Raw genomic sequence first — 24349 nt, forward strand, 5'->3', positions numbered from 1 at the left:
ACCTTCAGGGCCGCAAGCCGATCAACTTGTGCACCGTGCCCCTCAAGGGGCGCGTCCACGCACGCCCCAACGGGAACTACCGCATCAGTTCCCCCGCGTTCACCAACAACTGCTGCCCCGTGACCCCCCGCGCCCTCTCCGACACGAAGAAGAGCACCGCGTCCGCCACGTCCCCGTCCGTCGCCATCTCCGGCAACGCCATCCGAGCATCGAGCCGACCCCGCACCTCCGCCTCCGGCACCCCCTCCGCCTGCGCCGCGTACGCCACGTACCCCTGCACCGGCGGCCCCCACATCCACCCCGGCAGCACCGTGTTCACCCGTACCCGATACCGCCCCAACTCCCGCGCCAGCGAGTACATCGCCGACGTCAGCGCCCCCTTGGAAGCCGCGTACGCCGCCTGCTCCACCTCCGAGGGAGCCGCCACCGCCGACTGCGTCCCGATGATCACCACCGAGCCCCCGCCCCCCTCCTTGAGCGCGGGCAGGCACGCCCGCGTCATCCGCAGCGTCCCCAGCAGGTTCACGTCGATGACCTGCTCCCAGACCGCGAAGTCAGCCGACTCAAGACCGCCGAAGTAGGTGTCGTACGCGGCCACGTTCACGACCGCGTCGATCCCTCCGAACCGCTCCACCGCGAGCGCCGCCAGCCGCTCGCAGGCCCGCTCGTCCGTGATGTCGGTCGGCAGCCACGCCGTCCGTTTGCCGTCCGGGTCGATCTCGGCGGCGCAGGCGGCGAGGCTGGCCCCGGTGCGCGCGCCCAGCACCGCCTTCCCGCCGTCCCGGACCACCGCTTCCGCCACCCGGCGGCCGAGACCCGCGCCGACACCGGACACCACGACCGTCTTTCCTTCGATGAGCATGTCACTGCCTCCGAGCCCTGGCCGAATGCCTGACGGTCCGTCAGAGTAGGCCCGACGCTAGCCACTTGGAAGGGACTGTGATGAGCGAGGAGACGAGAAGCGAGACCTACGCGGAGCTGGCGGCCGTCGGCCCCTACGGCGTACACCCCGGCCACGCCCTGATCACCATGGTGGAACCCCACCCGGGCCAGGAGTACGCCTACAACCGCTGGTACGAGGACGACCACTACATGGCGGGCGCGATGGCCATGCCCTGGATGTACGCGGGCCGCCGCTGGGTCGCCACCCGTGACCTCCAATTCCTGCGCTACCCGGCCCAGTCGGCCGTCGCCGACCCCGTCACCACCGGCTGCTACCTCAGCACGTACTGGATCACCGAGGGCCGCTACGACGACCACATGAAGTGGACCGTCGCCATCAACAAGCGCCTCAACCGGGACGGCCGCGTCCACCAGGCCCGCACCCACGTCTTCACGTCGTTCCAGGACCACGAGGCGACGGTCTACCGGGACGGTGCGGCCGGCCCCCGCGACTTCCACGCCCTCGACCACCCCTACCAGGGGCTCGTACTGGAGGTGATCGACACTCAGGGAGCGGATCAGCGGCGGGAGTTGCTCGACTGGCTGCGCTCCTCGCACCTCCCCAAGCAACTCGCTGGATCGTCCGCCGCGATGGTCACCGTCTTCCGTCCGACACAGCTGCCGGGCGACCGGATGACGTACGTGAAGCAGGTGGAGGGTGTCGACACCCGGCTGACGCTGCTCTGGTTCCTGGAGGAGGACCCGCGCGAGCGGTGGGAGGAGCGCTTCGGCGGACTCGGGGAGGCGGTCGCCGAGGCGGGGCTCGGGCGGGTCGAACTCGTCGCGCCGTTCGTCCCGACGGTGGTGGGGACCGACCGGTACGTCGACCGGCTCAGGTAGCGGCACGAGCCGGAGCACGCGCCCGGGTGGCTCAAAACAGCGGAAGAGCCCCCTCGGCCAGGACGGCGGGCCGGTCGAGAGGGCTCGATCGTTGATGCGTCGGACAGGCCGATCAGCAGTGTCCGAGGGATCCCTGGCCGACCTCGGTGATGAACGACGTCCACGTGCCGGGGGCGAAGGAGATCGAGGGTCCCTCGGGCGCCTTCGAGTCCCGTACGTCAATGGCCTGCACCGCAGGGGACTTCACTTCCACGCACGCGCCGTTGCCGCCGGAGTACGAGGACTTCGTCCACTCGGCCGTCGCGCCCTTGAGAATTGCCATGTTCCTTCAGCCTCCACCAGTCGTTCGTCGATCGCCGCAAGCGTCCACCGGAGGCGTTCGCTCTGGCTGCCAGCGGTGTTGCTTGGCGTGATCGACGCTACGCCTGAACTCCTTTGCTCACAGCGGGCGTTCACTCGACCTGATGGCATATACCGGCGGGGTCTTCCACTCGCGCCGGGGGAAGGTGTACGGTGCCGCCGCCCGGCAGCCGGGGCAGGGTGTGCGCAGGCCCCGCCCCGTTTCCGCGCGCCCGGTCCCGGCCCCGGCCCCGAGCCGCCCCCGCCCCCGCCCCCGTGCGGACCTACTCCGCGTACTTCTTCGCGATGCCGTCGATGAACTCCATCGACAACTCCGCGCTCAGCGCCTTCGCCCTCAAGTGCTCGTACATCACCGTGTACTTCTGCACGTCGGCCGTCTTCTCCAGGTACAGGTCGCTGGTGACGCCCTCGATGTAGACCACGCTGGAGTCGGTCGTCTCCGGGAACTCCAGGATCGCGTAGTGCCCGCTCAGCCCCGTGTGCGCGCCCGCGTCGAACGGCAGCACCTGGATGGTCACGTGGGGCAGCTTCGCCAGCTCCTGGAGGTGCTCCAGCTGCGCCAGCATCAGATGCCGGTCGCCGACCACCCGGCGCAGCGCCGACTCGTCGATCACCGCCCAGAGCCGCAGCGGCACCGCGGCCGTCGCGATGCGGTCCTGCCTCCGCAGCCTGACGCCGACCCGCTTCGCCCGCTCCTCGGGCGTGCTCTCGGGCAGCGCGCCGCAGATCACCGCCTCCACGTACTGCGGCGTCTGGAGCAGGCCGGGGATCACCTGGGGCTCGTACACGCGCAGGCTCTCGGCGTCCGTCTCCAGACCGATGTACACGCTGTACGGGATGTCGCCGAAGGCGTGCCACCAGCCCTGCTGGCGGGAGTCCTTGGCCATCTGCATCAGCGATTCGACGACCCTCGGATCCTCCACCCCGTACACGCCGCACAAGTCCCTGACGTCGCGCGGGCTGATGCTGCGGCGGCCGTTCTCCAGGCGGCTGATCTTCGACTGGGAGACCAGCAGTTGCTCGGCGACGCCCTCCGCCGTCAGGCCCTTCGTCTCGCGGAGCCGACGCAGCTCCTGGCCCAGTCGACGTCGCCTGACTGTCGGGTTGATGTTGGGGGACGCCACGGGACTGCACCTCCGGCTGCGTGCTGCGCGAATCTGCTCTGCTCGGTCCTTGCAGAGTGCCACCAACTCGGCTGGTTCCGCCGGGAAATGGCAACACAGAGTGGTGCGCCGTGTACGCATCCGTACCGGTTTCCTGTGTTTCCCGGGCGGTGTTTCCTGGGCCTTGGCCCCTCGGGAACGCACGCGCGGGGCAGTGGCCCGGCCCTCGTCCGGACGGCCGGTCCACTGCCCCGCGCGCTTGCTGCGGCTCCCGAACCGGGTCTTTGGGGACGTCGGTGCGGCGGTTTCGCTGTGGTGCGGTTTCACTGTGGTGCGGTTGGAGCTGATCGGTGCGGTGCGGCTGCTTGGTGCGTTCGTACGTCAGTGAGCTGCGGCCCTGGCCATGCTGCCGCGGTGCGGCTGCACGGGCACGGACGCCGACTGGCGTACGCCGGCACCGCCACCGCCAGGGGAACCCTGGCCGGAGGACGTACCGGGTGCTGCACGGCGCGGCTGAGCCGCCACACCGTTCTGGACGTCCATCACGGCGTGTGCCACGAGTCCGCCCATGGGGTCGTGCCGAATCAGGTCCCGCAGACGGGACCTGGACGACCGGCCCTCGTTGCCGGGATACAGGTGCTTGCCGAGCCCGACTGCGTGGGCCAGCGCGGCGAGCGCCGCGGTCCGCGGGTCCGGCGGTACGCCGGTACGGATCGCACTGTCCAGCCGGGCACGGATGTCCCGGCTGATTGCCGTGTCCGTCGCTTGGTAGCGAGTCGTCGGCAGCACCCCGCACATCTGGCCCGAGACGGCATGAACCATGCCGCACCGCTCCAGGTGCGCGAGATAGATCTGGCGGAGCCCCAGTCGGGGTCCACCGATCCAGTGGACGGCCCGAACCGGGCTGCCGCGTCGGCGCAGCAGTTCCAGTGCGGAGTCCAGTGTCGGATCTCCGGTCGGCCGTGGCATCACCACGGCGATACGATCCCCGTCAGGGGCTATCCGTCCTGCCAGAGCCAGCTCCACTAGCTGTGCCCCGGCCAGGCCGAGGTCGAGCGACTGCGGCTGCGCTGTGGTACCCGTTGCCGGGTCCAGAGCGAGCAGCAGAAGCTCCTCCGGGATTGTTCTGCGGCTCCTGCCCATCCATGCCTCCCCGCGTGGATGAATGACAGGGTGACCCCTCTCACATTCATCTGTCGAGGGCGCCTGGGCGCTTCGTACGGGAACCAGTAGGTATGTCGTTCTCGTCTAGCACGTGGGTGCGGGTCCCGTAGCGGGACACTGGTCCATGGATCGGACAGGCGGGGGAGATCCCGTCACGACTCTTTTGGCGTTGAGGAGGCATCGGTGGCGGGCGAGTCCCCCGGCAAGTCGGAGCAGCGGAAGTCGTCGGGGGAGACGGCTGACAGCGATGCGCGCGATCCGCGCGGCGCGCGCGACAAGAAGGACCCCCGGCTCGCGGTGTTCCGCGAGAGGGCGCAGGGCGAGACGGACCCGGTGGCGGCCGACGGTGCCGACGAGGTGACGCACGAGTCGGCGCGGGAATCGGCGCGGAAATCGTCGCAGGACGCTCCCGGGAGCGACGGCAAGGGCACCCCGGCACCGGCCGAGGGCACGGACCAGCCGACGGCGACGTTCCGTACGCGTCCGAGGGGCACGGAGCTCCCGGAGGCGGCGGCCGGGACGGCGGACGCCGAACCGGGTGCCGAGGCGGAAGCGGAATCTGCTTCCTCGGACGAGGAGAAGCCTTCAGCCGAGCCGGAGAAGGCGCCCGAGGCGGCGGAGTCCGAGGAGTCCGCAGGCTCCGGGGAGACCCCCGAGCCGGGAGACTCCCGTCTGCGTGCGGCGGTGGCGGCCTGGGTCGCGACGTCGGACGACCCCGACGAGGACACCTCGGCCGAGGGTGCGGAAAAGGAAGCGGCGAAGGACGCTCCGGAGGCGGAGCCCGATCCGGAGCCCGCTGCGGAAGCGGAATCCTCTGACGCGCCGGACGCGGGCGACGCGGGTGCCGCGAAGGACGAGCCGAAGGCCGCATCGAAGGCCGACCCGAAGCCCGGCCCGAAGGTCGAGTCGAAGGACGAGCAGCCCGACGCGGGCGACGCGTCGGAGGAGCCCGATCCGGAAGCTTCGGCGGACGACGACCCGGCGGAGCCCGATGGCGACACCTCGGAGTCCTCCGCCAAGGCGGCCGACCCCGACCCCGCACCCGTACCGGCGAAGAAGCCCGCACCTGCCGCGACAGACGGGGACGCGGACAAGGACGCGGCAGCGGACAAGGACGAGTCCGCCGACGACGGCAAGGCCGACGACGGCAAGGCCGACGACGGCAAGGGCGTCGACCAGGCGACCGCCGTGTTCAAGACCATGCGGCCCACCGGGCCGAAGGTCGACCAGCCCACCGCCATGCTCAAGCTCCCCTCGGAGGACCCGAAGGGCGCCGGGAGCACGTCCGGAGCCAAGACCGGGCGCAAGGCCGAGTCGGACGCGGAGCGGACCAGCAAGTTCGTACCGCTGAAGCCCGATGACGTACGGAGTCCCAAGCCGCCGCGTCGGCCCGGTGAGACCGCCGGGCAGCCGGGGGCGGGGCAGTCGCAGTCGCGGCCCGTGCCGCCGCCGCCCGGTCCGGGGCTGCCGGAGGCCGAGCGGACGAAGCAGCAGCCGCTGCCGCCGAAGCCGCCGCTGGACCTGCTGGCCGAGCTGACGAACAAGCCCGCGCCGCCGGAGACCCCGGTGCGCACGACCGTGCGCCGGTTCAAGATCTGGACGCCGCTGGTCCTGCTGCTGGTGGTCGTCTTCGGCGTGGTCCAGTTCGTACGTCCCCTCCCGGACGCGAAGCTGGAACTGAGCGCGGCACCGACGTTCACCTTCGGCGGCGGCAAGACCGAGATGCCGTGGCCCGGCGAGGGCCAGTCGGCGATCGAGGTCGACGGCGTCGGCAGCATGGGCACGGACGGCGCGCAGAAGCCCGCGCCGATCGCGAGCATGGCGAAGGCCATGACGGCGTACGTGATCCTCAAGGACCACCCGATCACGGGCAAGGAGACCGGCCCGAAGATCACGGTGGACCAGGCGGCCGAGGACGACGGCAAGAAGGGCGACGAGTCGACCGCGCAGATCAAGAAGGGTCAGGAGTACACGCAGCGCGAGATGCTGATGATGCTCATGATCCCGTCGGGCAACAACGTGGCGCGACTGCTGGGCCGTTGGGACGCGGGTTCCGAGGAGAAGTTCCTTGAGAAGATGAACGCCGCCGCCAAGGACCTCGGCATGACCAACACCAGGTACACCGACTCCAGCGGCTTCGACAAGGGCACGGTGAGCACCCCGGTCGACCAGATCAAGCTCGGTCGCGCGGTGATGGAGAACGACATCTTCCGCAAGATCGTGGACATGCCGCAGGTCGAGATCCCGGGTCTGCCGGGCAAGATCTACAACAACAACAAGATCCTGCTTGAGCCGGGCGTGAACGGCATCAAGACGGGCTCGACCACCCCGGCGGGCGGCAACCTGCTGTTCACGGCGAACACGGTCATCGACGGCAAGGAGCGCCGGATCATCGGCGCGGTGATGAACCAGACCACCGGGAAGATCCTCAACGAGAAGCTCGACAAGGCGATCTTCGACAGCCTGAAGCTGATCAAGAAGGCGCAGGAGATCGTGACCTCGGCCGCGGTGGTCAAGAAGGGCGACGTCGTCGGGTACGTGGACGACGGGCTCGGCGGCCGGACCCCGGTCGTGGCGACCAAGGAGCTCAAGGCGATCGGCTGGCCGGGTCTGAAGGTCGACCTGGCGATCGGCGCCCAGCCGGGCAAGCCGGTGCCGCACGCGGCGAAGGCGGGCGACGTGGTCGGCGAGGTGACGGTCGGCACGGGGCCCGGCAAGGTGAGCGCACCGGTCGCCCTCCAGTCCGAGCTGACCGAACCGGGCCTCGGCGCCAAACTCACACGCCTGGGCTGACCTGCCCTCCGGGGCGTTAGCCGTCCTGATACGTGGCCCTGGTGCGCCCCCTCGGCAAGAGGGGGAGCACCAGGGCCTTTTGCCGCCCAGGGGGCACCCGCGTCCCTTCGCGACAGCGATCCCGTGCCGCCCCGAGGGCAACTTCGTGCCGCCCCGAGGGGACTTCGCCGCGACAGCGACCCTGTGCCGCCCCGAGGGCACTTCGTCGCTACAGCGACCCCGTGCCCTCCCGAGGGCACTTCGCCCCCGCCCCGTATGCCCCGCCCTCCTCCTCCGCCCCACTCGCCCCCGGCGACACCACGTACCGGGCACCCACCCCCACCCCTCGCCCCTCCCCGTCCAGCACCTCCACCTCGTCAAGCATCAGCCACCCCCGCACCCCCACCACCACGGTCACGTACCGCCCCCGCACCCCCTCCGGCACCTCGAACCGCACCGCACCCCCGAGCGCCGCCCCCTCCCCGCCCGTCACCTCACTCGGCACGGCCCCGGTGGCCCGTACCGCAGTCACCGGACACGGCGGCCCGCCGATCCCCGCATGACCGGAGACCGGGCACTCCGACACCAGCGCCACTGGCTGGTCCGGCCACTGGACCCCCGCCCCCCCCACCCCCGTGCGTCCGCACCACCACCCGCGACAGCGACCGCACCCGCCCGAGGTCGACGGCGACCCGCGTCTCGCCCAGCCACCCCGACCACCCCACGCTCCGCGCCGCCTCCCACCCTCCGGCCGCCCACACCCCGTCGGTGAGCTGCCGCTGCCCCCGGTCCGGGTAGAGCGCGGGGGAGGTGACCCGCGCAGGCACCGGCGGCCACTGCCACTGGACATCACCCGTCATCCGTACGGAGCCACCGGAACCGCCGGAACCGCCGGAGCCGCGGGAACCGCCGGAAGCAGCAGAGCCGACCCCCCGGTCGAACCGCACCTCCAGCCCGTCCACCCCGCCCCGGAGGGCCAACGGCACCGCCACCGACGGCCCCTCCCGGTCGATGTGCTCCGGCGGTCGCACCGCCGCCCACCCCGCGTCCTGCCACCCGCCCCCCGCCGCGTGCGTCCGCACCCGTACGAGCGAGACCGTCCGCGCGGCCCCGTCCTCCAGATCCACCCGCAGCGCCCGCAGCCCGTCCCGCGCCGGGAAGGAGGACCGCGCCACGGAGCGGCCGCCGTCCCACTCCCACTCCGGATGCAGATCGTCGTCCCGTACGGTGCGGCCCGCGAGGTAGTCGCCCACCGGACCCCGCACCGGCGACCCCGGCCGCCACGGCACCGTGTCGCCCCACCCCATGAACCACGCCGACACCGCCCCCTGATAGCCCTGCGCCGCCCCCTCCGCGAGGTACTGCCGCAGCAGCCGCCCGCCGTCCGCGTCCACGCCGCCCCTGCGCGCCTCGATCTCGACGCCGAGCCCGAGCCGCTGCGCCCGGCGGGCCGTCGAACGCAGCCGGGACGCGCTGGTCGTGCCGCCGTCGAGCGGGGAGGTGAAGGCGTACGAGGGCTGGAGGACCACCGCGTCGAAGCCGAGCCGCGCGCTCTCCTCCACGCCCGGCGCGTCCGCGTACGGAATCCACAGGGCGCGCATCCGGCGGGCGTGCACGGCTGCGGTCGCCTGCGGCAGCCACGCCGGGTCGCCCCCGGTCGCGTCCTCGCGCATGAAGTACAGGCCCCAGAGGCGGAGGTGGCGGAGTCCGGCCGAGGCGAACCGTGCGCGCACCTCACGGGCGTACCAGTCCACGGCTGCCGTACGGTCCTCCGCCCGCCGGAAGTCGAGCGATCTGCCGCCCGCCTCCACGGCCCCGAAGGCGTGCTGCTCGGGCGAGGGCCACGGCACGGCCACGACGACCTGCGAGGGGCCCTTCCCGGCCCGGCCGACCGCCGCGTCGAGCCGCGCGAGGTCGCCCTCATCGCCGCCTGCGCCGCCTGCGCCGCCGAACCAGGCGTCGAGCAGCCCCCGCCAGTCCGCGAGCGTCGTCGCCCCGTAGTCGGTGCACTCGCCGGTCGCCGGAGCGACGAACCGCAGCGCCACGTACGCGTCGAAGCCGAGGGAGGCGAGCGCGTCCAGGTGGGCGGGCCGCCGCCGCGACTCGTGATAGACGAGCGCCGCGTGCTGGAATCCGGCCCGCGCGGGGGAGAGGTAACCGGTGGGCCTGCCGGGGTCGGGAGGCGGCTGAACCTCCAGGGCCGACGGCCCCAGGGCCGCCGCCAGCAAAGTCGTCGCGACGAGGAAGGTTGCCTTCGTGATCACCGGGGTAGGTTCCCACCCGCACTGCGCCCAGACCGGCCGACACCTCGCCGGACGCCCCGCACGGTGCAACGGACACGAATACTCGCCGTGCCGAAATGCTCGCGGCATGCTACGGTTATTAGCAGTTGCAGTTGTGGTTCCCGAAAAGACTTACAAGTGCTCTCCTCGGAAGCGTCACATTCGTTTTCGTTGGGCGCACTTTTCTTTTGTATTTCCGGTGCTTTTCTCCCGGACGGGGTCATCATCGCGCGACGTGGAACATGCACAGTGTGTGTTCCCCGGGTTTCACCCCGAAGGAGAATGACATGGCTACTGGCACCGTGAAGTGGTTCAACTCGGAAAAGGGCTTCGGCTTCATTGAGCAGGACGGCGGCGGCGCCGACGTCTTCGCCCACTACTCGAACATCGCCACCTCCGGCTTCCGTGAGCTCCAGGAAGGCCAGAAGGTGAACTTCGACGTCACGCAGGGCCAGAAGGGCCCGCAGGCGGAGAACATCGTCCCCGCCTAATGATCATCGGCTTCGTGCCTGATCAGCGGTGACAAGCGCGGCTGGGACCTGCACCTAGGTGCAGGTCCCAGCCCGTTTTTGCGCCGGGGCCCCGATCGGGTCTCGGGCAGCGGGAATGAATCCGGTCCGGTCGTTGTTGAAACGTCCTGGACCGACTTTTTATTTTCATTTGACTTTGATTGACTTCGGCTCGTTCTTGAAATGCGGCCCGCCTCTGCGGCGCGCCGGGATTTCCTCGATACGTGCCGGTATCGAGAGGACTCCCAGTGAGTACGAACTACGCCCGCTTCGGCGGAAATCGGGACACCAGTGCGGGCAAGAAATCCGGCGGCGGCTCCGGCAACGGAAACCGCAGCGGCGCCCGCACGGGAAGCACCGGCGGCGGCACCCGCACGAACAGCAACCGCTCGGGCGGCAACGGCGGCGGCCGCTCCCGCCGCCCCGTCCCCCTGAAGGGCGAATTCGCCCTCCCGGTGACGGTCACCCCGGCCCTGCCCCCGGTCACCGCCTTCACGGAGCTGGACCTTCCCGCCTCCATCCAGTCCGCCCTGGTAGCGGAGGACGTCACCACCCCCTTCCCGATCCAGGCCGCCACGCTTCCCAACTCCCTCGCGGGACGCGACGTCCTGGGCCGTGGGCGTACGGGTTCCGGCAAGACCTTGGCCTTCGGTCTGGCCCTCCTCACCCGTACGGCCGCCTACGGACGCCGGGCTCAGCCCAAGCTGCCGCTGGCCCTCGTCCTCGTACCGACCCGTGAGCTCGCCCAGCAGGTCACCGACGCCCTCACCCCGTACGCGAAGGCCGTGAACCTGAGCATCGCGACCGTCGTCGGCGGCATGTCCATCGGCCGCCAGTCCTCCGCGCTCCGGCGCGGCGCGGACGTCGTCGTCGCCACCCCCGGCCGCCTCAAGGACCTCATCGAGCGCCGCGACTGCCGGCTCGACCAGGTCCGCATCACCGTCCTCGACGAGGCCGACCAGATGGGCGACATGGGCTTCATGCCCGACGTGACGGAGCTTCTCCAGCAGGTCAGGGAGGACAGCCAGACGATGCTCTTCTCCGCCACCCTCGACCGCAATGTCGACAAACTGGTGCGCACCTTCCTCACCGACCCGGTCGTCCACTCCGTCGACCCCTCCGCCGGTGCGGTCACGACGATGGAGCACCACGTCCTCGAAGTGCACGGCGCGGACAAGCAGGCCACCACCATCGAGATCGCGGCCCGCGACGGCCGCGTCCTGATGTTCCTGGACACCAAGCACGCGGTCGACCGCCTCACCACCGACCTCCTGGCCAGCGGCGTCCGCGCCGCCGCCCTGCACGGCGGAAAGTCCCAGCCGCTCCGCACCCGTACGCTCGACCGCTTCAAGACCGGCGAGGTCTCCGTCCTCGTCGCCACCAACGTCGCCGCCCGGGGCATCCACGTCGACAACCTCGACCTCGTCGTCAACGTCGACCCCCCGACCGACCCCAAGGACTACCTGCACCGAGGCGGCCGCACCGCCCGCGCGGGGGAGTCCGGACGCGTCGTCACCCTGGTCACCCCCGGCCAGCGCCGCGACTTCTCCCGCCTGATGCGCGAGGCGGGCATCCACCCGCAGACCGCCCAGGTCCGCTCCGGCGACGCCGAACTGTCCCGCATCACCGGCGCCCAGGCCCCCTCGGGCGTCCCGGTCCGCGCCCCGAAGGCCCCGTCCCCGGCCTCGGACGACTCCCGCAGCCGCGCCCCGCGCGCCCGCCGCTCCCCGGCACCCTCCCGGGGCCGCCGCGAGAGCGCGGAGCTGGCCGCCGCCCGCAAGGCCGCGGCGGTGCGCAGGGCCTCGTAGGGCACCGGCACACGAGCACACGAAGGGCCGGGCCCGCAGTCGCACGCGACGGCGGACCCGGCCCTTTCGCACACGTACGAAGCACACGTACGAAATCGAGGCGACGGGACGCCCCCGCCGCCCGCACACTTGCGCCATGTCGATCGACTTCAACGGAATGATCGAGAGCAATCCGGGCGCCCGCCTCTTCGGCCCCGGCGACGAAGACGCCGTGTGGGAAACCACGATGGACATCGACCACCTCAACAACGGCAACGCCCGCGACGCCCTCGCCTGCCTCTTCGGCGTACGCAACGACTACGGCTTCCACCCCCTCAGCGAGAACCGCGGCCTCCCCGAAGACGCCTCCGCCCCGGTCCTCGCCTGCTTCGACCGCTGGGGCGGCCCCGCCGACGTGTTCGGCACCACGTGGATCACCTGCCAGGAACTGGCCGCCGCCGACTGGGACGCCACGGACGAGGACGGCACCCTCACCCGCCGCGAGGCCGCCGGAGACACGACGCACTGGGCCCCGGTCTGGACGGTGATGCGCCTCCTGGCCGAACTCCACGGCCCGGAGAACGTCCGCCTGGTCGTCTGGTTCTCCTGACGGCGTCCCGCACGCCGAAGGCCCCGCCGCCCGTAGGGGCGGCGGGGCCTTCGGCCTGCTGCTTCTTGCTGTGCCCCCGGCAGGATTCGAACCTGCGACACCAGCTTTAGGAGAGCTGTGCTCTATCCCCTGAGCTACGGAGGCGGGGCCTTGCGTAAAACGTGGCGGAAAACTCGGAGCGAGCCAGCCTGTTCGTAGCGAGGTCCTGGGCCGCTGGTGAGGGCGGCCCAGGACAGCGTAGCGGATGAGAGGGAGGCGGCGGGGCGGTGGTGGCGGCTTGGCCTCAGATGGGTCGGCGACCTCCTGTTTTCGTCTTGCAGGAGGTGTTGTCGGTGTCTGCGTCGCTGTAGGTGGGGTCTTCGGTGTAGCGGGCGGCGCTGGTGGCGTTCTGGGCGAGCATGAAGCCGAGGATGACGAGGGTCTGGGCTTCGGCGCCGAAGGCGATCATGCGGCGGTTGAAGAGGGACCGGTCGAGTTGGGAGAACCCGGATTCGGTGTCGTCGCGGCCGCCGTAGAGGCGTTGGTGGGTGGCGGTGTGGTCGGGGATCTGCAGGAGGTGCTCGGCGCGGTGGAAGCCGGTTTCGGTGTCGCTCTGGCCGGGGTCGCGTTCGCCGGGGGTGGTGGTCTGGGCGACGGGTTCGCGGTGTTCGTGCGGGCCGCGGACGCAGTCGATGGTGACGACGTGGTACCAGCGGTAGGAGTCGGTGTTGGGTCGGCGTTCCAGTTTGCGGATGGGCAGCGGGATCAGCGCGCTGGTGCCGTCGTCGACTGGGGCCCGTTCGTGGACGCGCCCGCCCTTGGACCACAGTTCGTGGCGGCAGTGCGGGTAGGAGAGGGTGCGCAGGTAGCGGGGGCGGGCGCCTTTGTGCTGTTTGTTGATGAGGAGTTTCCCGCGGCGGGTGACGACGTCGCGGTGTATGCCGCGCAGTGCCCCGTCGTAGAGGACGCCCATGCAGCCGGTCGCGGTGTCCATGAGGGTGCAGGCGAGGTCGAGGGCGACGGCTGCTTCACCGCCGGGGTGGTCGTGGGGGACGTGGGCGTAGGCGAGGAAGACGCGGCGGAAGTAGCCGCGGTGGCGGGTGGAGAACGCGACGAACTTCGACCCCAGCACGAACGTGTCGTCCTCCTGCTGTTGCACCAACTCCTCAGTCTGCTGTGTGGTGTTGGTGGGATCGGTTGTGTCTCGTCGTGCTTCTTCCTCGCGGTTGCCGCCGCCTTGCTTCTGCCAGGTGGAGGCGGGGTCCATGCGGTGCATGCGCATTTCGCCGGTGGTGGTGTCGACGACGGTGTACGGGGTGGTGGCGAGGGTGGGTGACTTGGTGACGGTGGCGTCTCCTGCGATGAGCTGGTGGCGCATCGGGTTCGACCACAGCTGCCGCTCATCCTCGGGCAGCAGTCCCTGCCGCAGCGCCTGGGCGAGGGCCAGCTCGGTGAAGGCCGCACCGAGGTCGGCCAGGTGCGGGATGAGGAGGGTCTTCTGGGCGTGCTGCCACTGGTAGCGGGTGGGCCCCTTCTTCGGCAGGCGGTTTGCCTCCGCTTCGCCGAGGTGACGGGCGACGCCTTTGCGGATCTTCTTCCAGACGGTTTTGTCCTGGAGGTCGCCGGCGCAGTAGCGGGCCGAGCCGTGGATGCCGCGCAGGGCCAGGAACAGCACGTACACGTACGGCGGATACGCGGGCGGCCGTCCGGGGCGGGGCCGGTCGTGGTTGGTTTCAAGGATCTGGGCGAGGGTGTAGAGGTCGGCGAAGCGGGCGACGTCCCTGACCCGCCGGGACACCGTCCGCAGATCTGCCTCGGTGGCGCGGCGGCGGGGGCTGGTGCGCTGGGCGCGCGGGATGCGGTCGCCGAAGAGGTCATCGGGCATGACGGTGCCTGTTCTGTGCGAGGCCGCCATCGGCGGCGGGTGGGTCGGCGTGCTGCCAGCGGTGCCCGATGAGGGCGGCAGCGGAGTCCAGCGAGCCCATGCCGAGGTGGCGGGCCACGGATTCGATGCGATGGGTGGACGTGAAGTGCTCCCAGCCCGCGTACGCGGTGATCGAGGCGGGCCGCACCGCGGGGTCGGCGCCCAGGCCGATGCGCTTGATGAGGTCGCGCAGCGCGACACACACCCTTGCTTGGACCTGCTCGTCGCTCCCGGCCCGCGCGGAGACCACCAGCGGCAGGCCGCCCGGGTCCTGGCCGGGGAGGGCGCCGGCCGTCAGGTGGGCGGTGCGGGCCGTGAGGACGCGCAGTCCCCAGTCGTCCAGGGCGTTGAAACGCGGGGCGGTCTTGGTGGAACCGTGCAGCCACACCCGCCGCCCGGGCACGTCGAGGTCGTGGCCCCTGATGTGGCCGATCTCGCCGCTGAACGCCCCGGCCAGCGCCAGGGCCGCGGCGGCCGCGTGTCTCGTGGGCCGCTGGACGAACTCCGCGGCCCGCCGCAGGGCTACGGCCTCGTCCTCGGCGAGCGGCCGTGTCTCGCCGGTGGTGCGCGAAGGCAGGGTCAGGCCGTGGGTGGGGTCGGTGTCGGTGAGGCACAGTTCGCGGGCGGTGGTGAAGAACATCCGCAGTACGCTGCGCCGCAGATGGCGGGTGGCCAGTACGGCGGGGGCGGTGCGCCCGTGCCGGGTGCGGCCGTGGGCGTCCACGAACTGCCCGGCGATCTGCGCGGAGACGTCCGCGAGGAGAACGGCGCCGCGGACGGTGGCGAGCCTCTCGAACCGGCCCAGGAGCTGGCCGAACCGCGAGAGGCTCTGCGCCGACATCTCCCCGGAGGCCACCAGCGCCTCCCACACGTCCAGGACGGCGGCCGTCGCCTGGGGCAGCGTGACGTCACCGGGCACGGCGGGCCGCCCGCGCGAGGTGCGGCGGCCGGGCGGGAGCCGGAATCGGGCGGCCCGGGACGGGGCCGGTTCTTCGCGTGCCGGGCATGAGCCCACCTCCACAAGATCGGTGCATACGTGCACCAATGTGTGGGGGTGGGCCGGAGCCCGCCAGGCGGGAGGGGCCGACCGGGTGCGGCCAGGGCCGCACCGGGGGCCCGGTGGTGACGTGGCGTCAGGATGATGGTCGAACAGCTGTGGCGGTCACGGTCCGCTGTTCCTTCCCGTGCGAGGGCTGCCATGCTGGTGGCAGGGTGGATGGCGAGGGGATCGAACCCTCCGCGCGCGGGTCCATAGTCCAGGCGCGGACACCAGCCGCCACCCCGGGGTGCCGGGCGGGCCCTCGGCCGGCCCGGCACTTCTCCCGGTGCGGGCGGTGCGCCTACGGGGGCGGCGGGTTCGGGGTCAGGGTGCGCAGGGTCTGCACCACCCCGTCGAGGAACGCCGCGTACCGGACGGCGGGCAGCGCCTGGACCTCGCCGCGGGTCATGCCCAGCAGCGTCGCGGCCTCCCCGCCGGCCTCGCCTTCCCAGCCGGACGGTTCCTCGGGGGTGGGCAGGGAAATGTTCAGGCGTACGTCACGGACCACGAGCAGTGCGATGGTCAGCCACTCGACCAGGTACCGTCCGCGCAGCGAGTCACCGGGAAGCCCCTGCTGGAGGAGCCGTCCGAGTTCTTCCTGCGGCAGCGGGCCGCCCGCCAGGAACTGGGCGGCGGCCGGAACGGACCAGTGGGACTCCATCAGCGGCCGCAGGAACAGCCGTGCCTGCGTGCGGTCGTGCGGCCACTGCTCGGCGAAGGTCCGCCCCGCCTCGGTGAGCATGCAGGCCCCTTCGCCGTGCCGGGTCAGGCCCACGGCGGAGAGGAAGGCGAAGGAGTCCGTGACCGTGTTCACGCCGAGCTTGGCGTGCGCGGCCAGCAGCCGGCCGCCGACCGCGCGGTCTTCCTGCTGGAGGGCGGCGAGCGCGGTCAGCATCCGGATCTGCCGCATAGGGCTGCAGCGGGGCGTGGGCAGCGTCAGCCCGGGCTCTTCCGGTTCCGGGGCCGCCGTGAGGGTGCGGGCCCGCCGCTTCCTCTTCCCCGCGCCCGCACCCCGCCGTCGCGGCTCCGCCGCAGACTCCTGCTCCGCCTCCTGCGCCCGGCCCTGCTCGGGCCCCTGCTCGCCCTCCCGTGTCTGGTCCTGAGTCCGGTCGGGCTGCGGCGGGTCCTTCGGGGCAGAAGGGGGCGGTGCGGCGGAATGCGGGTGGTGCGGGGGATCGGCGTGCGAGAAGAATTCCATGGTGAGCCCCAATTCCTCGGCCCCGCGGGGCCGAATTCAATGAAAGGCTCTCGCATTCAGTAGCAGGCACGCCTAGAATGGCGGTGATGCGTGAGCCCCAATGCGCGCGTGTCACGTGCCGTCGAAGGTTTCGGCTTCGGCGGCACTCGCGCGTCCGCACTGGTGTGCGGTTGCGGTGGCGCAGGCGGATTTCTCTTTTACGCATCACCTTTTTCGCCCGGCGCGGGGATGCGGTAGCGGCCGTGGGCCAGGCGGATGACCTCACCCGCCCGGAACAGACGGGTGAGCTCGGGGCCGACGCCCGATGCCTTCAGGTCCGAACGCGCGGTGCGGATGTGCTCATCGATCGCACGGCGCCGGCTGCCCGGGTGCGCGGCGACGAAGGCCACGATCTCCTCGCCCAGGGTTCTGGTCCCGTGGCTGTCCCCGTCCCACGCGGGTTTCGCTCCGCGGCAGTCTTCCTGCGCCTGCGGAGGGGCCGCGAGGTGCGGGAGGACGCGGGCGGCCTCGTCCGCCGCCTGCTGGGAGGCGTCGGCCCGCAGGCTCGCCTCCTCGAACGCGGCACGGGCCGCGGCCATCTCCTCCTCGGCGCGGGCCAGCCGGTCCTTCGCGGACGTCAGAAGTGCCCCGTCGTGAGAGGCCAGCGTCCGCAGCTGACGCAGCAGCGTCTGCAGCCCGCGGTGCGACGGCATGGGACACCCCTCCTTCCGTGCAATTGCCTTTATCGGCAATACGAAATGAGAGTATCGACTGAGGGGCAGGCCCAACAGGGCATGCGAAAGAAAAGCGAGACCAATCCAGTGGATAGAGCTACAGAAATTCGAACGCTAAATAGCGCGGAAGCTCTCCCCTTTTACGCTTAGTCAGGAGCGAGAGGTGCCCCGAACGGGTGGCCTGCAGTTTTCGTACACGGCCTCAGTAACCCAGAGTAAAGGAAGCCGGGAATACGCCAGGAGGGGGCGCACGGGAGTGAAAGACGTACCTCCAGTGCCCCAGAGCTGAGGCACTGGGGCACGGCACCCCGATCCGGTGGCCAGCGGTGCGCGGCGGGCGAGGAGGGGGAGGTGCAGCCGTAGGGCTCCACCACCCTCGCCGGGCGAACCCTTTTGTGTGACCGAGATACGCGCCAAAGGGGCAACGGAATGATCTTGAAGCCCTGATCTGCTCGGATCTACAGCCTGGGGGAACATTGGTTCAGCGGTTAACGCTAAGCCGGTGATCATGGTCCGAGTGGTGCGAGCGTACCGACACCGTTCTTGTACCCGCGGTGGGCCTTGCGCTGAGCTGGGACGGCAGTGGTGCCGTCGAGGAGCTGGCAGAGGCCGAGGAGCCGGTGGTGGCTCGCGGGCACGGCAATCGAAGGCGAAGGTGGGGCGCCCTGGACTGACTGTCTGTGACGGTGTACTCGCGGGCGTGGCCGCTGTTCGGTTTGCCGGGGGCCTTCCTGCTTGTTGTCACCCGCAGCGGGTCAGCCAGCGGCAGTCACCGGAGTCACCTCACCGTGCACCGTTGGGCATGGGATACCGGGCTGCCGCCCGGCATGCAGTGACCAGTCGTTGTGTGTCGGCGTCGGTCAGTGCGGTGTGGAGAGAGAGGCGGACCATGGAGCGGTTGCGGGGGGTGGCCGGGGGGCAGAAGACCGAGCCGAAGATGCCGTGCGCTTCAAGGTGGTCGCGCAGGTTCATGACTTCGCGTTCGCCGCCGGCTTCGACGGGGATGATCTGGCTGTACGAGTCCCGCAGGTTCAGGCCGGCCTGTGTCAGTCCGTCGCGGACCTGGGTGGAGACTTTCGGGCCGACCGCGTGATCAGAGGCACCCAGGCTGTTCGCGGCTGGCAGGGTGGGCGGTGGCACAGCGTTCACCGTGGGGTGCCGTCGATGCAGATGAGGAGCCACCGATGCCGGAAGCCGGAAGCCCGTTTGATTTCGTGGTACCTGAGGAGATGCCGGGTGCCCCCACAGACCAGGAACAGCTGGACCCGTGCGCGGAAACGGTCCGTCAGGTTGTCAGTACCTCACGCGACCATGAGGTGACCGACCGCGCCGGTGCCCGTCATGTGCTGCGTCTGTCTCTGACGCTCGCGGAGACGAGCGCCGTCGACAGCGAACTCCGCGTGGTCATCGAGGAACTGGACCGCACAGCTTCCGCACGGCCGACGGAGGGCGAGCCCACGGACGGCGTGGAGCTCAAAGGCTTCAGTCCCAGGCAGCCGCATCCTGATCACACCGACGCGCTTCGGGCCGGATTCCGGGACGGCCTGCCGCCGCAGGGGCCCGTGGCCGGCTGCCCGTTCGGCAACCTGACAGCTGTCCTGAAGAAGGTGGAGGTCGTGGCAGGCGCACCCACCACCGAGATGTACCGCGAAGCGTGCAGGCAGGCAGCCCAGGACGTTACGGCGAAAGCAAGCTGGAAGGTCACCGAGGCGTACTTCAGCTGCGAAGTCACCGTCGCCTCGGAACGGACGCCGGACGTCTACAAAGTCCTCTCCTCCCGCCAGGGAACCGCAGTCAGGGCCGACTCGTCGGGAAGCCAAGACACCCTTGAGTTCCACCTGCCGGTGAGGCAGGCGTTCGGCCTCAGCTCTGCTCTCCGGCACGCGACCTCAGGCAAGGCGTCCTGCACACTGGCCTTCAGCCACTGGGCGGATGCCGGCGAGGACACACTGAAGGAACTGAAGTCCTCCAAGCCCAAGGGGTAGACGACGAGCTTCGGCGCCCTGCGCCCGCTGCGCGACCCGGACGCGCCCGAGCTGGACGAGGACGGAGACCCGGACTCGGGGAGGCCGCCGGGCGGCTGGTGGAGGTCCTCGGCCTGAACACCGAGGACCTCTGCTGGGCGGCTGGCCTCTTTAGGGCTGTGCGTTCAGTCGGCAGTGATGGTCAGGAACACTTCGCTTCAGCCGTGGCCCAATCGGGGCCCAGGATCATCGGCTGCGTGCGGCCGCACAGCACGCTCGTTACGATCCCGCCCTTGTCACCGAAAACGCAGTAGTTGCTGTCATCGACGGGGTCCATGTATCCGACAATCTCCCTCGTTTCGGTCTTCGGGCCGCCCCTCGGCGCGAGGATGTCGGCAGGCGAGTTGCCCTCGGGAGTCGGGTTCTCCCAGTGTTCCGTCCAGACGATGGTGCAAGGGGCGGGGGCGGCCGTGGCCGTGGCGGAGGCCACGCCGCTGGAGACCGGGACCGAGAGCGACGCCGCGGCGAGGGCGGCGACAGCAAGTACGGACTTGAACTTCAACAGATCTCTCCTTGTTCGGGCGGCAGCGGCACGCGAGCAGGCCGCGCCGATTCACCCTAGGTGCGTGCTTCAGAGGGGTTTGTTGCAGAAACGTCCCTCTAGCGGATGAAGCATGCACCTTTCCCCCGTCTGCTCTACTCGACCGGCGCTTTCCGTCTGTCGGCAGACGAACGAATGACGACAGGCGCGGCGGGCGTCCAATGGACCCGGTCTTTCCGGGACCTGACAACGGCCCAGGTCCGATCAGATCCAATGGAGGCTGATGACAGCGTTTACTGACAGCCGGACGCTTCTTCCGGATCACCTCGCAACCCGCCGGACCGGCTGCCCCGACGCGAAGGGCGGCGAGGCAGCCGGTTGCGGTTTCGCCGCAGGGGGTGACCGGGCCCGGGACGTGGTTCCGAGGGCGGGTCAGGCCGCCCTGCCTATACGGGCTTCACGCCTTGTGGGAATTGACGTAGTCAATCGCCGACTGGACGGTGGTGATCTTTTCGGCCTCCTCGTCGGGGAGATTCATCTCGAACTCCTCTTCGAGAGCCATGTGGATCTCGATCACGTCTTGGTCGCTTGCCCCGAGGTCGTCCACGAACGACTTCTGGTTCGTGACGTCGTCCACCGTGACGTTCAGCTGCTCGGAGACAAGGTTCTTTACCCGCTCTTCAATCGTGCTCATGCCAGGGCTCCTTCAGCGGTTGGCTGCGTGCGGTTGCCCGGACATCCGGGCAACCCGATCATCCTGCGTCCCGGTCCGGTGCTGTGCGGAAGCCGCACGGAGTAGCCCTGAAGGAGTGAGCGCAGGCCGCGGACGGAGACGATCGCGGACAGGTTCCGTTGCGATGTTCAGACGCAGTGATCCCACAAGGAACGGCCCAGGGCCGGATGCGACAACCGAAACGGGGAGCGGCATGGCCAATCTGATCTACAAGCGGGTGTCGACCGACCAGCAGTCGACCGACCGCCAGAACCTGGTCCTGGACGAGGCCAGGATCGAGGACCCGGTCGTCTTCGAGGAGCAGACCGGAACCTCCAGCCGCCTTCACCCGCTGGAGCGGCCGAAGTTCGGCGAGCTGCTGACCTACGCGCGGCCCGGCGACACCGTACACATCTCCGAGATGTTCCGCCTCGTACGCGGCACCAGTCACGTGCTCGACGTCCTCGACGTGCTGCACCGCGACCAGGTCGCCCTGCGCATCCACGACGGCGCGTTCTCCGGCATGGACCTCACCGCCCGTCACCCGCGCACCGGCGAGCTGCTGTCCACCGTGAAGTTCATGGTGCAGACCCTCGCGGCCGCCGGCGAACTCCAGCGCGACCTCCAACGGGAGCTGACGTACGACGGACTACGGGCCGCCGAAGCCAAGGGCAACAAGGGCGGGCGCCGCCCCGCCGTCCCGGCCGCGAAGACCGACACCGTGCGCACCGCGTACCTGCAAGGCCACTCCATCGCCGCCCTCGCCCGCGACCACCACGTCAGCCGCGGCGCCATCCGCACCGCCATCGCCGACCTCCTGCCTGACCACACCCCCGCCGAGGAGACCGCCGCCCCTGAGCTGCCGGTCACCCTTGACATGCCGGGCAAAGTCGCCGACTTCCTCCGCGCGGCCGACCTGGAGCCTGCCGAGCGGGTCGTGCTCGACCAGGGGGTGACCGTACGGCGCGGCCAGGGCTACACCCTGCGCGTCAGCGCCGTTCCTGCCGTGCACCGCCAGCTCCTTTCCCGCTGCCAGCCGCTCGACGGCGGCCAGGGCGTCCCAGCGGTCCCGGCACAGCGCAAAGCCCGTCGCGAGTACGAGAACCGCGTCAACGCGCTCCCGGTTGCCAGCCTGCGTTGAACGGACCGAGCGCCACACCCACCAAGATCAAGTACTGGCGGCTTTTCGGCTTACCTCGGCGCTTCCCCTCGGTGGGCCGAGACGCGGCCCTGGTGGTGGACGTGGGTGACTCCCTCACCAGTGTCACGGGCTTCCGCGACGGCGAGATCCTGAAGAAGACGATCGTCTGAACGAACACCGGCGGCCGTGAGGTGACCCGCGTTCTGCAACGTCGGCTGGCCACGGAGGGCATCGACCTGGTCAGCTCCGCGGAGTTCGAAGTCGTCCGGGTGATCAAGGAGCAGCTCTGCTACGTCGCGAAGGACTTGACCGCCGAAAACAGCAAGGGCCTTGAACAGGTCACCGGCACCTGCACGCTGCCTGGCGGGGAGAGCATCGACATCGGCCGCGCCCGGTACGAAGCCCCCGAAGCCCTGTTCCAGCCGGCCACCTACCTCGCACCCGGACAGGACATGAGCGGCCTGCACGAGTTGGTCAAGGAAGCGCTGGCAAAGGCCGACCCCGACCTGCGCCCGGTGCTGGCCTCCAACATCATCCTGAGCGGAGGCGGAAGCTGTATCGAGAGGCTCCCCGAGCGACTGACCCTCGAACTGACCCGGCTCCTGCCCTCCGCCAAGGTCAACCTCTACGCGCCTCCGGAGAGGAAGCACGGAGCCTGGATCGGAGCCTCGAAAATGGCCGATACCGCCTCCTGGACCACGGCCGAGACATACGCGACGAACGGTCCCGCCGTCTTCAACTGATCCATACCCCACCCGGACGCAGCAGCGACATAACCAACGGGGCGGAAGCCCACTGAGCACCACGCTGCCGCGTCCAGGCACTCGTCGACACCAGCACACCCCGGTTTCGGCACTGACAGATCCCATGTCCCCGATCACTGACGCTCTCGCGTCGCCCGACAGCGGCGATGTTCTGGTGCTGGGCGATGCCGGCTACGTGATCCGCCAACTATCACCCTCAAGATCCGCCAACTGGTGTTCTCCGCTTGTCCCTGACCTGCAGCGGTTCGAGCATGATCCGCCGTCTATGGCCTTCGGTCACAGAACCCGGCTACGAAAGCGTGCACCCGCTCCGGTTCGGCGTGCTGGACCGGAGCGGGTGGTGCTGTTCGGAGGTCACCACCACCCAGCCTGACGGCTCATATTTTACCGTCCGCCCATGCATGACGGACGGCTGGGCCGGCACGGCCAGGGGGAGGGCGCTTCTGTCCCCTTGTGTGTCATACGGGGAGGAGCTGCCACTGTCGTTCCCGGTGGTCGCCCTCCGCCCTGTGCTGCTTGATCGCTGTGCGGGCGTTGGTGTCGACGCGCAGGATCAGGCCGCTGTTCCGGTTTGCGATTTCGTACACCGGCTGGGGGTCGTTCGCGGAGCTCACCGGGATCAGCCTCCAGTGCTGGTGGTGTGCGTCGTCACCCTCGTAGGCGCGTTGGGCGACCACCGCCCCGGCCGTCTCGTGCGCGCCGAGGATCTCCAGGACCTTGCCGCTGCGTACGTTCTCGATGGTGTACAGGGTTTCGCCGTTGTCCTGGCCCGCGACGACGAGCCGCCAGTGCTGGTGTTCCCTGGTGGCGGGGAGGGACTGGTGGATCTGGGCTCCGTCCTTGGTGGACTCGCGGTGGACCGCCATCCGTAGCCTGCTGCGGACGTTGGCCCAGGTGACCACCGTGCCCGAATCGGGCAGAGCGGCCAGCTTCGGCAGCGCGATCTTCCGGACTCGGTGGTTGGCGTGGTCGGCGATGTAGAGGGTGCCGGAGCGGTCCACCGCGACCCCGACCGGCCTGCGCAGTTGGGCCGAATCGGCCGGACCGTCGTCACCGGCGAAGCCCCCGGTGCCGGTGCCGGCGATCGTGCTGATCTTCCCGTCGGCCGTGACCTTCCGGACCCGGTGACCCTCGATTTCGGCGATGTAGAGGGTGCCGGTGCTGTCCACCGCGACCCCGTACGGGCTGTTCAGCCGGGCATCGGTGGCAAGGCCGCCGTCACCGCTGAAGCCCTTGGTGCCGGTGCCGGCGATCGTGCTGATCTTCCCGTCGGCCGCGATCCTGCGGATCCGGTGGTTTCCGGCATCAGCGATGTAGAGGTCGCCTGCGCGCCCTACCTCCACTCCGCGCGGCTCTTTCAGCCGGGCCGAAGCCGCTGGACCGCCGTCTCCGACGGATCCCGCGTTCCCGGTTCCCGCGATCGTGCTGATCTTCCCGTCCGTCGTGACCTTCCGGACCCGGTGGTTGCCGAATTCGGTGATGTAGAGGGTGCCGGTGGTGTCCACCGCCACCCCGTACGGGCCGTTCAACTGCGCGGTGACAGCGGCGCCGCCGTCACCGCTGAAGCCCTTGGTGCCGTTGCCTGCGACCGTGCAGATCTTTCCGTCGGCCGTGACCTTCCGGACCCGGTGGTTCTCGGAGTCGGCGATGTAGACGGCGCCCACGCTGTCGACCGCCAGCCCACGCGGGGTGTTGAGCTGGGCCCCGGTGGCGGGGGCGCAGTCGCCACTGAAGCCCTTGGTGCCGTTGCCGGTGATCGTGCTGGTCTTTCCGTCGGCCGTGATCTTCCGGACCCGGTGGCCGCCGAACTCGGAGATGTAGAGGGCACCGGTGGTGTCCACCGCGACCTCGTACGGGTGATACAGCTTGGCTGAGGTGGCGGGCCCGTTGTCGCCTGAGTACCCATGGGCCCCGGTCCCTGCGACTGTGTTGATCGGAGGGGCGGAGTCCTCGCCGCTTGTGGTTGCCTCGTGGGCAGTGCTCATCGTCATCCCTTCACCGTTCA

23 protein-coding genes and 1 tRNA gene are annotated in these 24349 nt (G+C 70.1%); 9 read left to right on the forward strand and 15 right to left on the reverse strand.

From position 1 onward, the window contains the following. Window positions 1-76: 76 nt before the first annotated feature. Window positions 77-862: an SDR family oxidoreductase gene (locus tag OG897_RS03830; RefSeq protein WP_266652878.1), complete on the reverse strand. Its 786-nt coding sequence runs from the start codon at window positions 860-862 to the stop codon at window positions 77-79. Between the two features lie 80 nt (window positions 863-942). On the opposite strand from OG897_RS03830, the gene OG897_RS03835 reads away from it, so the two are divergent. After that, window positions 943-1782 carry a hypothetical protein gene (locus OG897_RS03835; RefSeq protein WP_266652880.1) on the forward strand — a complete coding sequence of 280 codons (840 nt, stop codon included), beginning with the start codon at window positions 943-945 and terminating at the stop codon, window positions 1780-1782. A gap of 112 nt (window positions 1783-1894) precedes the next feature. Here OG897_RS03835 and OG897_RS03840 read toward each other — a convergent pair whose 3' ends face one another. The 3 genes from OG897_RS03840 to OG897_RS03850 all read right to left on the reverse strand — a co-directional run bounded on the left by OG897_RS03840 (window position 1895) and on the right by OG897_RS03850 (window position 4388). Further along, window positions 1895-2104, reverse strand: a complete 210-nt coding sequence (locus OG897_RS03840; protein WP_266652882.1) for a DUF397 domain-containing protein — start codon at window positions 2102-2104, stop codon at window positions 1895-1897. Window positions 2105-2405: 301 nt separating this feature from the next. Continuing rightward, window positions 2406-3266: a helix-turn-helix transcriptional regulator gene (locus OG897_RS03845; protein WP_266652884.1), complete on the reverse strand. Its 861-nt coding sequence runs from the start codon at window positions 3264-3266 to the stop codon at window positions 2406-2408. A 360-nt stretch (window positions 3267-3626) separates the two neighbouring features. Next, window positions 3627-4388 carry a GPP34 family phosphoprotein gene (locus tag OG897_RS03850; protein WP_266652886.1) on the reverse strand — a complete coding sequence of 254 codons (762 nt, stop codon included), beginning with the start codon at window positions 4386-4388 and terminating at the stop codon, window positions 3627-3629. 204 nt (window positions 4389-4592) lie between these two features. Here OG897_RS03850 and OG897_RS03855 point away from each other — a divergent pair, with 204 nt between their 5' ends. Continuing rightward, window positions 4593-7202, forward strand: a complete 2610-nt coding sequence (locus OG897_RS03855) for a D-alanyl-D-alanine carboxypeptidase (RefSeq protein ID WP_266652888.1) — start codon at window positions 4593-4595, stop codon at window positions 7200-7202. Window positions 7203-7410: 208 nt separating this feature from the next. Here the strand turns inward: OG897_RS03855 and OG897_RS03860 are convergent, their stop codons facing one another. Further along, on the reverse strand, window positions 7411-7686 hold the full coding sequence (locus tag OG897_RS03860; RefSeq protein WP_266652890.1) for a hypothetical protein: 276 nt from the start codon (window positions 7684-7686) through the stop codon (window positions 7411-7413). Then, on the reverse strand, window positions 7676-9445 hold the full coding sequence (locus OG897_RS03865) for a DUF4855 domain-containing protein (RefSeq protein ID WP_266652892.1): 1770 nt from the start codon (window positions 9443-9445) through the stop codon (window positions 7676-7678). The genes OG897_RS03860 and OG897_RS03865 overlap by 11 nt, the downstream gene beginning before the upstream one ends. A gap of 305 nt (window positions 9446-9750) precedes the next feature. Between OG897_RS03865 and OG897_RS03870 the strand changes: the two genes are divergently transcribed. The 3 genes from OG897_RS03870 to OG897_RS03880 all read left to right on the forward strand — a co-directional run bounded on the left by OG897_RS03870 (window position 9751) and on the right by OG897_RS03880 (window position 12369). Continuing rightward, window positions 9751-9954, forward strand: a complete 204-nt coding sequence (locus OG897_RS03870; RefSeq protein WP_189825182.1) for a cold-shock protein — start codon at window positions 9751-9753, stop codon at window positions 9952-9954. A 266-nt stretch (window positions 9955-10220) separates the two neighbouring features. Beyond that, the gene (locus OG897_RS03875) at window positions 10221-11780 is read left to right on the forward strand and encodes a DEAD/DEAH box helicase (protein ID WP_266652897.1); all 1560 of its coding nucleotides are present in this window, start codon (window positions 10221-10223) and stop codon (window positions 11778-11780) included. Between the two features lie 136 nt (window positions 11781-11916). Next, window positions 11917-12369: a hypothetical protein gene (locus tag OG897_RS03880; RefSeq protein ID WP_266652899.1), complete on the forward strand. Its 453-nt coding sequence runs from the start codon at window positions 11917-11919 to the stop codon at window positions 12367-12369. A 71-nt stretch (window positions 12370-12440) separates the two neighbouring features. Here the strand turns inward: OG897_RS03880 and OG897_RS03885 are convergent. The 6 genes from OG897_RS03885 to OG897_RS03910 form a co-directional block, all read right to left on the reverse strand. Further along, a tRNA-Arg gene (locus OG897_RS03885) sits at window positions 12441-12513 on the reverse strand. 139 nt (window positions 12514-12652) lie between these two features. Next, window positions 12653-14233, reverse strand: a complete 1581-nt coding sequence (locus tag OG897_RS03890) for a hypothetical protein (RefSeq protein WP_266652901.1) — start codon at window positions 14231-14233, stop codon at window positions 12653-12655. Then, entirely contained in the window at window positions 14223-15191 is a 969-nt protein-coding gene (locus tag OG897_RS03895; RefSeq protein ID WP_266652903.1) for a hypothetical protein, read from the reverse strand. Before OG897_RS03895 ends, OG897_RS03890 begins: the two co-directional genes overlap by 11 nt. A gap of 421 nt (window positions 15192-15612) precedes the next feature. Next, a complete protein-coding gene (locus tag OG897_RS03900) occupies window positions 15613-16509 on the reverse strand; it encodes a hypothetical protein (RefSeq protein WP_266652905.1) in 897 nt (298 codons plus the stop codon). Window positions 16510-16706: 197 nt separating this feature from the next. Beyond that, window positions 16707-17201: a hypothetical protein gene (locus OG897_RS03905; RefSeq protein ID WP_266652907.1), complete on the reverse strand. Its 495-nt coding sequence runs from the start codon at window positions 17199-17201 to the stop codon at window positions 16707-16709. Between the two features lie 804 nt (window positions 17202-18005). Further along, on the reverse strand, window positions 18006-18362 hold the full coding sequence (locus OG897_RS03910) for a hypothetical protein (RefSeq protein WP_266652909.1): 357 nt from the start codon (window positions 18360-18362) through the stop codon (window positions 18006-18008). Between the two features lie 44 nt (window positions 18363-18406). On the opposite strand from OG897_RS03910, the gene OG897_RS03915 reads away from it, so the two are divergent. After that, window positions 18407-19207: a hypothetical protein gene (locus tag OG897_RS03915; protein WP_266652911.1), complete on the forward strand. Its 801-nt coding sequence runs from the start codon at window positions 18407-18409 to the stop codon at window positions 19205-19207. A 181-nt stretch (window positions 19208-19388) separates the two neighbouring features. Here OG897_RS03915 and OG897_RS03920 read toward each other — a convergent pair whose 3' ends face one another. Together OG897_RS03920 and acpP are read right to left on the reverse strand one after the other, a co-directional pair. Further along, a complete protein-coding gene (locus OG897_RS03920; RefSeq protein WP_266652913.1) occupies window positions 19389-19748 on the reverse strand; it encodes a hypothetical protein in 360 nt (119 codons plus the stop codon). A 436-nt stretch (window positions 19749-20184) separates the two neighbouring features. Continuing rightward, on the reverse strand, window positions 20185-20421 hold the full coding sequence (acpP, locus tag OG897_RS03925; protein WP_266652915.1) for an acyl carrier protein: 237 nt from the start codon (window positions 20419-20421) through the stop codon (window positions 20185-20187). 232 nt (window positions 20422-20653) lie between these two features. On the opposite strand from acpP, the gene OG897_RS03930 reads away from it, so the two are divergent. From OG897_RS03930 to OG897_RS03940, 3 genes are read left to right on the forward strand one after another with little or no spacing between them, the layout of a single operon-like run. Next, window positions 20654-21580: a recombinase family protein gene (locus OG897_RS03930; protein ID WP_266652917.1), complete on the forward strand. Its 927-nt coding sequence runs from the start codon at window positions 20654-20656 to the stop codon at window positions 21578-21580. Then, entirely contained in the window at window positions 21577-21750 is a 174-nt protein-coding gene (locus OG897_RS03935) for a hypothetical protein (protein ID WP_266652919.1), read from the forward strand. The genes OG897_RS03930 and OG897_RS03935 overlap by 4 nt, the downstream gene beginning before the upstream one ends. Window positions 21751-21771: 21 nt before the next feature. Then, window positions 21772-22323 carry a hypothetical protein gene (locus OG897_RS03940; RefSeq protein WP_266652921.1) on the forward strand — a complete coding sequence of 184 codons (552 nt, stop codon included), beginning with the start codon at window positions 21772-21774 and terminating at the stop codon, window positions 22321-22323. Window positions 22324-22802: 479 nt separating this feature from the next. Here OG897_RS03940 and OG897_RS03945 read toward each other — a convergent pair whose 3' ends face one another. Beyond that, window positions 22803-24329 carry an RICIN domain-containing protein gene (locus OG897_RS03945; RefSeq protein WP_266652923.1) on the reverse strand — a complete coding sequence of 509 codons (1527 nt, stop codon included), beginning with the start codon at window positions 24327-24329 and terminating at the stop codon, window positions 22803-22805. Between the last annotated feature and the right edge of the window lie 20 nt (window positions 24330-24349).

The sequence above is a fragment of the Streptomyces sp. NBC_00237 genome (genome assembly GCF_026342435.1).
Lineage (GTDB): Bacteria > Actinomycetota > Actinomycetes > Streptomycetales > Streptomycetaceae > Streptomyces.